Below are 12,063 nucleotides of genomic sequence, written 5' to 3' on the forward strand. Positions count from 1 at the left end.
CTTCTTTATTTGTCATTTACCAAAAGAGATTTTTTCGATGAAGATCGCAAAAATAATTTTAAGTACTTTGCTTACCTTGTTGATTATTGGCGGTATTGCGGCAGCTGTGATTTATATGCATATCCGCGAGAGTTTGCCCGATGTATCAACACTTAAAAATGTTGAACTCCAACAGCCTATGCAGATTTTTACTGCAGACGGAAAATTAATGGGGGAAGTAGGGGAAGAAAGACGTATACCGGTTAAATTATCAGATATCCCAAAACCTTTAATTGATGCAATTATTGCAACGGAAGACGTTCGATTTTATGAGCATAAAGGCGTTGATCCGAAAGGTATTGCTCGGGCTTTATATCGTTCAAGTCAAGGGGATACGCAAGGTGCGAGTACGATTACACAGCAGTTAGCTCGCAATTTTTTCTTAACACCAGAACGAAATATTGAACGTAAAATTAAAGAAGCAATTCTTGCCTTAGAAATTGAAAAAGTATTAACTAAAGATGAAATTTTAGAGCTTTATCTTAATAAAATTTATTTAGGTTATCGTTCTCATGGTGTTGCGGCGGCAGCAAAAACCTATTTTAATAAAACATTAGATCAATTAACGCTTGGTGAAATTGCAATTATTGCAGGTTTACCAAAGGCACCTTCTACGATGAATCCAGCTTATTCAGTTAAGCGCGCGGAAAATCGACGTAATGTGGTGCTAGGGCGTATGCTTGAGGTTGGAAAAATCACTAAAGAGCAATATGAAGCTGCTAAAAAAGAGATTGTAGAGTCAAAACTTTATGGTGCTGCTTTAGAATTTAGGGCGGATTATGTGACTGAAATGATTAGACAAGAGATGGTTAAACGTTTCGGTGAAGAGGTCGCTTATAACAAAGGCTTTAGAGTTTATGCCACGGTTCTTTCTACAGATCAAAAAGCTGCTCAAGAAGCTTTGCGTGAAAACCTTATTCAATATGACCGCAGACATGGCTGGAGAGGTGCATCGAAACTTTGGGATGGTAAGGCGTGGGATGATGAAAAAATTATTGATCATTTAAGTAAATTACCTAATTCAGAGCCATTTACTGCGGCTGTGGTAATGTCGAGTAATAAGAATAGCTATACGATTATGCTACCGAATGGCGATAAGGTTGATATGAAAAAATCAAATGCGTCATTTGGGCGTTTGATTAAATTAAATACTGGAGAACAAATTTGGGTACGCCAAGCTAAAAAAGGTGGTGAATGGCATTTAGGACAAATACCAGCTGTGAATTCAGCATTAGTATCTCTAAATAGCGATAATGGTGCTATTGAGGCTATTGTTGGGGGCTTTAGCTTTGAACAAAGTAGTTTTAATCGAGCAACCCAATCACTTGTTCAAGTTGGTTCTTCAATTAAGCCATTTATTTATGCTGCAGCGATGAATAAAGGATTGAGTTTATCAAGCACGATTAGCGATAGTCCTATTACAATTACTAAACGAGGACAAAAGCCTTGGACACCTAAAAATGCGGATGGGCGTTATGAAGGTCCTCTTCGTTTACGTGTGGCCTTAGGCAAATCTAAAAATATGGTTGCTATTCGTACATTACAAATGGCGGGTGTGGATTATGTTGCCGAATATTTAGAGCGTTTTGGTTTTAACCGCAATCAATTTGTTGCAACAGAAGCGCTTGCTTTAGGTGCGGCATCATTTACGCCATTAGAAATGGCTCGTGCTTATGCGGTATTTGATAATGGTGGTTTTTTAATTGAGCCTTATATTATTGAGCGAATTGAAGATAGCCAAGGTAATGAATTATTCAAGGCAAATCCTGCTGTTGCTTGTATTACGTGTAATGATATCCCAGTTAAATATCCAGAACCGGAATATTTTGATGGGGTAAAAATTCATAATGAAGAGCAGTTATTTCAATCTTTAAAAGATAATGAAACAGTATCAACAGATGAAGTAACGGAAGAGGTTGTTGATAGCGAGGAACCTGTAATTGCTCCGAAAATAAAAGATAATGCACCAAGCTTAATGGCTGCTTCTACAAAAAATATATCGGGAACGATATACGCACCAAGAGTAATTAGTGGAGAACTAGCTTTCTTAATAAGAAGTGCTTTAAATAGTGCTATTTATGGAGAACAAGGGCTTTCTTGGAGAGGAACGAGTAAAGATCTTGCGAATACCTTTAAGCGTAAGGATATTGGAGGAAAAACAGGAACAACAAATAATGCTAAGGTAACTTGGTATGCTGGATTTGGAGCTAATATTGTTACAACGGTTTATGTCGGTTTTGATGATAACAAGCATGATTTAGGTCGTGGAGAAGCTGGTGCTAAGACAGCGATGCCAGCATGGGCAAATTACATGAAAGTTGCGCTTGCTGACAAAAAAGATCGCGAAATACCATTACCTGCTAATATTGTTGAAGCGAAGGTTGATGCGACAAGTGGATTCTTAGGTAACAGTGTTTCAGAGTATTTTATTAAAGGGACTGAACCAACGAAAAAATACGTTGTAGAAAGAGCCTATGATATCTTAGATAAACAATCTACTCCTACACAGCCTCGAGTCTCGCCAAAAGATGCGGGAGGAGGAGTACGTTTAGGGTTGCCTCCGAAAGGCGTATTAGCATCGCCTTCTGGTGGAGAATTATTCTAAGCTATTTGATATACATAATTTTTAGGGATAATTTTCCCCTAAAGGTTGAAATTAGGTACAATTTCTTGAGATAATTGTACCTAATTATTTTTAGGCGATTTGTGGTGTTTTTTAATCAAGTTGAGTCGAGAAGTTAAATGATGATTTTTCGCGATTTTTTTCATAAAACAGACCGCTTGTAATTTAGATAATACAAGCGGTCGTTTTTCTTCCCACAAGTCAAAGGTAAACAACTCTTTTTTAATGAGAAGACAATGGCAGAAAAACGCAATATTTTCTTAGTAGGTCCAATGGGGGCTGGCAAAAGCACAATCGGTCGCCAATTAGCTCAAATGCTCGGAATGGAATTTTTTGATTCAGATTCGGTTATTGAAGAGCGAGCTGGTGCAGATATTGATTGGATCTTTGATGTTGAAGGCGAAGCAGGTTTCCGCAAACGTGAAGAGCGCATTATCAATGAATTAACTCAAGGGCAAGGTATAGTTTTATCAACGGGTGGTGGTTCTGTTTTATCTAAAGATAATCGTAATATGCTTTCAGCTCGTGGTATCGTTATCTATCTTGAGACAACCATTGATAAACAGTTCGAGCGTACACAGCGTGATAAAAAACGCCCTCTATTACAAACGGAAGATCCAAGAAAAACCTTAGAAGAATTAGCAAAAATTCGTAATCCGTTATATGAAGAAATTGCGGATATTACGCTGCAAACCGATGACCAAGCTGCTAAAGTTGTGGCAACAAATATTATTGATATGATTGATAACTTACAGTAAATCATAGCTTTTTAATAAAATAAGGTGGCAAGTATGTTACAAGTAAATGTTGAGCTAAAAGAACGTCGTTATCCGATTACGATCGCAGCAGGTTTATTAACTAAGCCTGAAAGTTATGCACCATTAAAGGCAGGCGATAAAGTGATGATCGTGTCTAACCCGACAGTTGCTCAACATTACCTTGCTACCGTTGAAAACACGCTGAAACAGTTAGGTTGCTCGGTTGATTCGGTGTTGATTCCTGATGGCGAAAAATATAAAACGCTCGAATCATTAAATATGATTTTTACGGCATTGCTGGAGAAAAATCATAATCGAGATACCACGCTTATTGCGCTTGGTGGCGGAGTGATTGGTGATGTTGCCGGTTATGCAGCGGCTTCTTACCAGCGCGGTATTCGTTTTATTCAAATTCCAACCACATTACTTTCTCAAGTCGATTCTTCTGTGGGAGGCAAAACCGCAGTCAATCATCCATTAGGGAAAAATATGATTGGCGCATTCTATCAACCGATTTCTGTGATCATTGATACAAATACCCTTCATACCCTAGCAAAACGAGAAGTGAGTGCCGGTTTGGCGGAAGTGATTAAGTATGGGGCGATTTTCGATCTGCCATTCTTTGAATGGTTGGAAGAAAACATTGATAATTTGGTTGCTTTAGAACAAAGTGCTTTAGAGTATTGTATTCAACGTTGTTGCCAGCTAAAAGCAGATGTTGTGGCAAGAGATGAAACTGAAAAAGGCGATCGTGCCTTATTAAATTTAGGACATACTTTCGGACACGCAATTGAAGCGCATATGGGCTATGGCAACTGGTTACACGGTGAAGCCGTTTCAGTGGGAATGCTGGAAGCCGCCGAGTTATCCCGTATCTTAGGCGATTTAACCGAACAAGATGTTGCCCGTTTAGAAAAATTATTGGCAAGAGCCGTGCTCCCAACGATCTCGCCTGATAGTATGGAACCGCAACAATACTTACCTTATATGTGGCGAGATAAAAAAGTGTTAAGCGGTCAGCTTCGTCTGATCTTACTTAAATCCCTTGGCAACGCTTATGTAACGGCACAAGCAACTGAAGAACAGGTTGTCGCAGCGATTGAAAAATTTACGCAAAGATAAAAAATGAGCGAAAAACAACGTGCTTTTCTCAAATGGGCTGGCGGTAAATACCGTTTAGCTCAAGATATTCGTAAGAACTTGCCCCCAAGCATTCCGCAGGGGGCTTGTTTCGTTGAGCCGTTTGTTGGTGCAGGTTCTGTGTTTTTAAATACCGATTTTGATCGCTATTTACTGGCGGACATCAACCCCGATCTCATTAACTTATTTAATGCAGTAAAAAATAATGTAGAGCACTATATTCAGCAAACACAAGCACTTTTTCTTGCGCCTAACGCCAATAGCAAAACCTTTTATCTTGCTCGCCGAGCCGAATTTAACGCCTCTGAAGATCCTTTTCAGCGTTCGGTCTTGTTTCTCTATTTAAACCGTTTTGGTTTTAACGGTTTATGTCGCTATAACAAAAAACGGGGCTATAACGTCCCCTTTGGGCGTTATAAAACACACTATTTCCCTGAAAAAGAGCTACGTTTCTTTGCCCAAAAAGCCCAAAAAGCAGAATTTATCTGTGCGGATTTTGAACAGGTTTTTGCGTATTTAAGAGAAAAAAACGACAACTATATCGTCTATTGCGATCCGCCTTATGCACCTTTACAGCAAGATACGAACTTTACCCAATACGCCGGCGGTGGTTTTAGTTTAGAGCAGCAAATTCGTTTAGCTAAATTGGCAAAACAGGCGGCATTTAATCATATTCCAGTGTTAATTTCTAACCATGATACCGAATTTACCCGTCAAATTTATCAAGGCGCAACACTAACCAAAATACGTGTACAGCGTTCTATTGGGCAGAAAGCCGAATCTCGGGGAAAGGTTGCTGAATTACTTGCTTTATTTACGAAAAATGGGGAATGACTCCCCATTTTTTAGGCTTTTTGAATCACAATTTCCCAAGCTGCATCATCTACCTGAGCAAAATGAGTTACTGGATAGCCATTTTCAGCTGCCCAACGGGGTAAGTTTTCGGTGGCTTCAGCACAGGTAAATTGAATTAGCAATTCATCGCCAGTCTCCAATTCGATGATTTTCTTTTTGGCTTCCATTAATGGAAAAGGGCATAAATGTCCATTCGTATCAAGTACATAACGCATAATGTTCTCCTTAATTAACTTGTTTTGTTGGGCGGACGTAAATGAAATAACACATAATCCATACGCCAACCATAATGAAGAAGAGCGATATCCAACCTTTAGCACTCATCACGGCGGTTGCCGTTAAGCCATTGCCAATGGTACAGCCACCAGCCAAGGAAGCACCGACTCCCATCAATAATCCACCGACGACGCTATTGCGGAAGGTTTTTAGATCAGGCATTCGCCATTTAAATTCACGGCTACCTTTTGCGGCAATATAAGAACCGAGCATAATTCCTAATACAAGAAAAACGCCCCAGTTAATCCGTTTCATTTCGCCAGTGGTTAAAAACATCACAATATTTGCGGAAGGACCTGTAATACCTAAACCAGCCGTTTTGCCATCTAAGCCATTGACAGCCCAAGCGGCAAAAGCGAGCAAACCAACCAAAATACCTGCAACAAATGGATGTAATTTTTTCTCAAAAAGATAATGACGAAGCCCTGTATAACGAGCAGGCAATGTTGCCATTTTAAGCGTCGGTTTGCTCAGGATTTTATATACGCCAAAAACCGTTACTACAATTAATAACGCCACAAGCCACCAAACCGAAATCCCTAATGTCGCAGCAAGATTTTCATTCATCTTGCCGTATTGTCCCATTGCCTTCGTGAAATCGCTTAATGCTCCAAATCGCATAGCTGCTGCACTAATCATATACATAATCAATGCCACCCAACTGCTGATTAAGCCTTCCCCTGCGTGATACCACGTTCCTGTCGCACAACCGCTGGCAAGGATAATACTAATACCAAACAGAATCGATCCAATCACAATGGAAAACAGCGAGAAATCTTTATAAGGCGAACCGATGTAACCAAGTTCCATCAAGGTTAAAACACCAATACTTTGCACCGAAATGGCGATTAACAAGGCATAAAACATTCGATGATTTTTTGCAAGATACATATCTCGAAAACCACCGGTTAAGCAGAAACGAGAGCGTTGAAAGACAAAGCCAAGTAATCCGCCGATTAGCAAGGCTGAGAGAAATGACCAAAACATAACTAAACCTTAGTATAATGTAATGTGAAAGGAGATTATATTTTAAGCAAACGTTTTCTTCTGTCAAAATGCAAAATGTTATTTTGTGATGTTGTTCACAAAATAATTTGAGATACTGAAAATGACGTTTTTTTGTGATAAAATACACTTGCTTTTTCGTCCGCCCGTTTGTGAGGGCGAGTAAAGCAACTTGCAAAAAAATTTGAAAAACTGACCGCTTGCAAGCGGTCTTTTGTTTTGAAAAATTTACAAATTTTATTTAAATCAACAAGTAACCTTTCGTATGGGTTACCACTGTATAAGGATTAACAATGCCAATTATTACTTTACCTGATGGCTCACAACGCCAATTCGACAACCCAGTTTCTGTGATGGAAGTGGCTCAAAGTATCGGTGCAGGTCTTGCGAAAGCAACAATCGCAGGGCGTGTAAACGGTGAACGCCGCGATGCTTCTGACATTATCAGCGAAGATGCTACCCTTGAAATTATTACCGCAAAAGATGAAGACGGTTTAGAGATCATCCGTCACTCTACGGCACACTTACTGGGGCACGCAATCAAACAACTTTTCCCGAACGTGAAAATGGCGATTGGTCCGACAATCGACAACGGTTTCTACTATGACATTGATTTAGACCGCTCTTTAACCCAAGAAGATATTGATGCGTTAGAAAAACGTATGTTAGAGCTGGCGAAGACCAATTACGATGTGGTAAAAAAACGAGTGAGCTGGCAGGAAGCAAGAGATACGTTTGAAAGCCGTGGCGAGCCGTACAAAATGGCGATTTTGGACGAGAATATCAGTAAAGATGATCATCCGGCGCTTTATCATCACGAAGAATATATCGATATGTGCCGTGGTCCGCATGTGCCGAATATGCGTTTCTGCCATCACTTCAAATTACAAAAAGTGGCAGGGGCATACTGGCGTGGCGACAGCAAAAATAAAATGTTGCAACGTATTTACGGTACAGCATGGGCAGATAAGAAACAACTTGCCGACTATTTACAACGCTTAGAAGAAGCGGCAAAACGTGACCACCGTAAAATCGGTAAAGCGTTAGATTTATACCATATGCAAGAAGAAGCACCAGGTATGGTGTTCTGGCACAATGACGGTTGGACGATTTTCCGTGAGCTTGAAACCTTCGTGCGTACTAAATTAAAAGAATACGATTACCAAGAAGTAAAAGGTCCGTTTATGATGGACAGAGTACTTTGGGAGCGTACAGGTCACTGGCAAAACTATGCGGATTTAATGTTTACTACCCAATCAGAAAACCGTGAGTATGCGATTAAACCAATGAACTGCCCGGGGCACGTTCAGATTTTCAATCAAGGCTTAAAATCTTACCGTGATTTACCAATTCGTATGGCGGAGTTTGGTTCTTGTCACCGTAACGAGCCATCGGGTTCACTGCACGGTTTAATGCGTGTACGTGGCTTTACTCAAGACGATGCCCATATTTTCTGTACAGAAGAGCAAATTGAGAGTGAAGTAACCAGCTGTATCAAAATGGTTTACGACATTTACAGCACCTTTGGTTTTGAAAACATTGCCGTAAAACTTTCAACACGTCCGGAAAACCGTATCGGTGACGATGCAATGTGGGATCGTGCCGAAGAAGGTCTTGCAAACGCATTACGCAATAACGGCTTGGAATATGAAATTCAAGAAGGCGAAGGTGCATTTTATGGCCCAAAAATTGAGTTCGCCTTACGTGACTGTTTAGATCGTGAATGGCAATGTGGTACGGTGCAATTAGACTTTGCTTTACCTGGTCGTTTAGATGCCTCTTATGTGGCAGAAGACAATGGTCGCCGTACTCCTGTGATGATCCACCGTGCGATTTTAGGCTCAATCGAGCGTTTTATCGGTATTATCACCGAAGAATACGCAGGCTTCTTCCCAGCGTGGTTGGCACCGGTTCAAGCAGTGGTAATGAACATTACCGACAGCCAAGCGGAATACGTGCAAAAAGTAGTGAAACAACTTTCTGACGCGGGCTTGCGTGTGAAAGCGGATCTACGTAACGAAAAAGTTGGCTTTAAAGTACGTGAACACACCTTACGCCGTGTGCCTTATATGCTTGTTTGCGGTGATAAAGAAATCGCTGAAGGCAAAGTCTCTGTGCGTACCCGTAAAGGTGCAGACTTAGGCACTTACAAAGTAGAAGAGTTTGTCGAAATCTTAAAATCACAAGTACGTGGACGTGAGTTGAAGTTACTTGGCGAAGAATAGTTTTTTGCAAACTATCATTGAAAAAACACCGCTTGCAAGGGCGGTGTTTTTTTGTCTGTAAAATAGGGAATTTTCTTTAATATGTTTAGTTAGCTGCTGGTTTAACTAGGCGAGAAGGCGATCCTATGCTATAGTTAAAGCCATTTGTATATGATTTAATTTAAAGCGAGATTTTTGTGAACTTTGATCCTCAAAATATGCCTAAACACGTTGCAATTATTATGGACGGTAACGGTCGCTGGGCAAAGCAGCAAGGGAAATTACGCGTTTTTGGCCATCAAAATGGCGTAAAAGCGGTGCGTTCTGCGGTAAGTTTTGCAGCAAAACATGGTATTAAAGTTTTAACACTCTATGCTTTTAGTAGCGAAAATTGGAGTCGCCCCGAAGCTGAAGTTTCTGCTTTGATGGCGTTATTCATGAAGGCTTTGGACTCTGAAGTTAAGAAATTACACAAAAATAATATTCGTTTGAAAATTATTGGCGATAAATCGGGTTTTAGTGAGACGCTACAAAAACGTATTACTGAATCTGAACAATTAACCGCAACCAATACAGGGCTGATTTTAAATATAGCCGCAAATTACGGGAGCTATTGGGATATTACTCAAGCTGCTCAAAAAATGGCAGTGAAAGTGAAACTGGGTGAAATATCGGTATCAGACATTACCCCTACACTTTTTCAAAATGAGCTAGTCACAGAACATCAGCCTCAAGTTGATTTACTTATTCGAACAAGCGGTGAGCAAAGAATCAGTAACTTTTTATTATGGCAGATTGCTTATGCGGAACTCTTTTTTACCCCTGTACTTTGGCCGGATTTTAATGAGCAAGTTTTTAGTGAAGCAATTATGGCTTATCAACAACGCGAGCGACGTTTTGGTGGCTGTTAAGAGGAAAAATCAATGTTAAAAGAACGTGTATTATCTGCCATTGTGATGGTTTTAGCTGTCTTAGGCGCTATATTTGGGCTTTCCCCTTTACCTTTTACCATTTTTCTAGCCGCATTAGTTGTGATTGGAATGTGGGAGTGGGCACAGTTTATTGGTTTTAAAACACCAATGGCGAGAGCTGTGGTGGCTTCGGTTACGGCAAGCCTCTTTTTGTTGTTGATTGTGGCAAATACAGACTACATTATGGCGGCTCGTTTTTTAACAGATACGAGTGCGATTATCCTGTTTGTCTCTTGTGCATGGTGGCTGTTAGCCTTGGGTTTGGTTGTGACTTATCCTAAATCGGCTGCGATTTGGGAAAAATCAGTTGTTGCCAAATGCTTATTTGGTCTATGCACTTTAGTTCCTTTTTTTGTGGGAATGCTAGCGCTTCGTTTCCACAATTATAGCGTGGATCATTTTCAAGGTACTTACTTATTACTTTATGTTTGTTTATTAGTTTGGGGTGCCGATTCTGGGGCTTACTTCTTTGGACGAGCATTCGGTAAACGAAAACTTGCATCTAAAGTTTCTCCAGGTAAATCATGGGAAGGGGCGTTAGGTGGTTTATTAACATCGGGTATTATTGCGTTTGTTTTCTTAAAACTTGCCCCTCAAAATGTGTTTGGTCAAGAATTGGCAACAGTTCCTTTTATTCTATTATCGGTGGCGACAGTAGCGATTTCTGTGCTCGGTGATTTAGCAGAAAGTATGTTTAAACGTCAAGCTGGGATTAAAGATAGTAGTAATTTAATTCCTGGGCATGGTGGTGTTTTAGACCGCATTGATAGTTTAACGGCGGCGATTCCATTCTTTGCAACGTTTTTCTTTTTTGTTTTATTGAAGTAATTTTATTATTTATGGTGTCGATTATTGCCTTTTTTATACTGATTTGCGTTTTAGTCTTTGTGCATGAATACGGGCACTTTTGGGCTGCGCGCCAATGTGGGGTAAAGGTTATTCGATTTTCTATCGGATTCGGTAAGGTTTTATTCCGTAAGAAAGATAAACATGGCACAGAATTTGCATTTTCTTTAATTCCACTCGGCGGCTATGTTCAAATGTGGAATGGAGAGGAAGAGATTGATGCGCCTAAAGAACAAGCATTAGGGCAGAAATCGATACTTCAACGTGCTTTTATTATTATTGCGGGACCAGCGGCGAATTTTATTTTTGCACTTTTGGCTTATTGGGTGGTTTTTATCAATGGCGTGCCGACATTAAAACCTGTGATTGGTGAAGTGCTCCCAAATAGTATAGCTGCTCAAGCTCAACTTCCTTTAGATTTTGAGTTTAAACGCGTTGATGGGCAACATGTTCAAGATTGGGAAAGTACCACACTTGCATTAATGGGGAAAGTGGGGAGTCAACAAGTTGAGGTGGAAGGAGAAAATGTTGATGGACATAGTCCTCAACGATTTGTTCTCGATTTAAGCCAATGGAATATTGATGGTACCCAGGAAAGTCCTTTAACGAGCTTGGGAATTCGTCCAATAAATCGAATTGTACAGCCAGAGATTTTGCAAGTACTTCAACAGTCAGCAGCAGAAAAAGCTGGCATTAAGGCTGGCGATGTGGTTTTATCAATAAATCAAAAGCCTTTTGACTGGCAGTATTTGATTGAAACTGTAAAAACAGGAAAAGCCGTTGAGTTATTGATTAAACATGAAAATGCTCAAACAGAACAAATTTCTTTGATACCGGAAAAGAAAGATAATCGTTATGTCATTGGTATTGTGCCGAAATATGAGCCTATTCCAGAGAAGTATCGGACGGTATTAAAGTATGGTATGCTAGAGGCGTTTAGCCAAAGTGTGCATAAAGTAGGCTCACTCGTTAAAACAATTTTACAATTTATTGGAAATTTAATGACGGGAGAGTTGTCTCTAAAAAATATGGGCGGTCCTATTTCAATGGCAAAAGGCGCTGGGGCAACGGCTGAAATTGGTTGGATATATTATTTAGGATTTATGGCATTGATCAGTGTAAATCTGGGTGTTATGAATTTATTTCCGATTTTACCGTTAGACGGTGGGCAACTTGTACTTTTATCTGCAGAAGCAGTAAGACGGAAGCCTCTTTCAGAATCGTTGCAACTACGTTTTCAACAAATAGGTATGGCTTTTGTATTGGGCTTAATGGTGTTTGCGTTTATTAACGATATCATCCATTTCTAAATTTTTACAAGCGGTATATTCCGCAAATTATTTTGC

At 40.0% G+C, this 12,063-nt stretch carries 10 protein-coding genes; 8 read left to right on the plus strand and 2 right to left on the minus strand.

What is annotated here, in order from left to right; translation table 11 throughout:
- Nucleotides 1-37 precede the first annotated feature (37 nt).
- The 4 genes from DDU33_RS06225 (at nt 38) to DDU33_RS06240 (ending at nt 5,394) form a co-directional block, all read left to right on the plus strand.
- Nucleotides 38-2,644, plus strand: coding sequence for a penicillin-binding protein 1A (locus tag DDU33_RS06225; RefSeq protein ID WP_108923808.1), 2,607 nt, complete (start codon nt 38-40; stop codon nt 2,642-2,644).
- A gap of 254 nt (nt 2,645-2,898) precedes the next feature.
- On the plus strand, nt 2,899-3,420 hold the full coding sequence (gene aroK / locus DDU33_RS06230) for a shikimate kinase AroK (RefSeq protein WP_005820134.1): 522 nt from the start codon (nt 2,899-2,901) through the stop codon (nt 3,418-3,420).
- 33 nt (nt 3,421-3,453) lie between these two features.
- On the plus strand, nt 3,454-4,542 hold the full coding sequence (aroB, locus tag DDU33_RS06235) for a 3-dehydroquinate synthase (RefSeq protein WP_108923810.1): 1,089 nt from the start codon (nt 3,454-3,456) through the stop codon (nt 4,540-4,542).
- Between the two features lie 3 nt (nt 4,543-4,545).
- Entirely contained in the window at nt 4,546-5,394 is an 849-nt protein-coding gene (locus DDU33_RS06240; RefSeq protein WP_108923812.1) for a Dam family site-specific DNA-(adenine-N6)-methyltransferase, read from the plus strand.
- Nucleotides 5,395-5,405: 11 nt separating this feature from the next.
- Here DDU33_RS06240 and DDU33_RS06245 read toward each other — a convergent pair whose 3' ends face one another.
- Together DDU33_RS06245 and DDU33_RS06250 are read right to left on the minus strand one after the other, a co-directional pair.
- Nucleotides 5,406-5,630, minus strand: coding sequence for a sulfurtransferase TusA family protein (locus DDU33_RS06245; RefSeq protein WP_005820131.1), 225 nt, complete (start codon nt 5,628-5,630; stop codon nt 5,406-5,408).
- 10 nt (nt 5,631-5,640) lie between these two features.
- On the minus strand, nt 5,641-6,678 hold the full coding sequence (locus DDU33_RS06250; protein ID WP_108923814.1) for a YeeE/YedE family protein: 1,038 nt from the start codon (nt 6,676-6,678) through the stop codon (nt 5,641-5,643).
- A 311-nt stretch (nt 6,679-6,989) separates the two neighbouring features.
- Between DDU33_RS06250 and thrS the strand changes: the two genes are divergently transcribed.
- The 4 genes from thrS to rseP all read left to right on the plus strand — a co-directional run bounded on the left by thrS (nt 6,990) and on the right by rseP (nt 12,027).
- On the plus strand, nt 6,990-8,921 hold the full coding sequence (gene thrS / locus DDU33_RS06255) for a threonine--tRNA ligase (RefSeq protein WP_005820128.1): 1,932 nt from the start codon (nt 6,990-6,992) through the stop codon (nt 8,919-8,921).
- Between the two features lie 176 nt (nt 8,922-9,097).
- Complete coding sequence (gene uppS, locus DDU33_RS06260; RefSeq protein WP_275936203.1) at nt 9,098-9,811, plus strand: polyprenyl diphosphate synthase; 714 nt, start codon at nt 9,098-9,100, stop codon at nt 9,809-9,811.
- Between the two features lie 12 nt (nt 9,812-9,823).
- On the plus strand, nt 9,824-10,699 hold the full coding sequence (locus tag DDU33_RS06265) for a phosphatidate cytidylyltransferase (protein ID WP_108923816.1): 876 nt from the start codon (nt 9,824-9,826) through the stop codon (nt 10,697-10,699).
- Between the two features lie 11 nt (nt 10,700-10,710).
- On the plus strand, nt 10,711-12,027 hold the full coding sequence (gene rseP, locus DDU33_RS06270; protein WP_005820125.1) for an RIP metalloprotease RseP: 1,317 nt from the start codon (nt 10,711-10,713) through the stop codon (nt 12,025-12,027).
- Nucleotides 12,028-12,063 lie beyond the last annotated feature (36 nt).

The organism is Actinobacillus porcitonsillarum (assembly GCF_003101015.1).
In the GTDB taxonomy this organism is placed as follows: Bacteria; Pseudomonadota; Gammaproteobacteria; order Enterobacterales; family Pasteurellaceae; genus Haemophilus_A; species Haemophilus_A porcitonsillarum.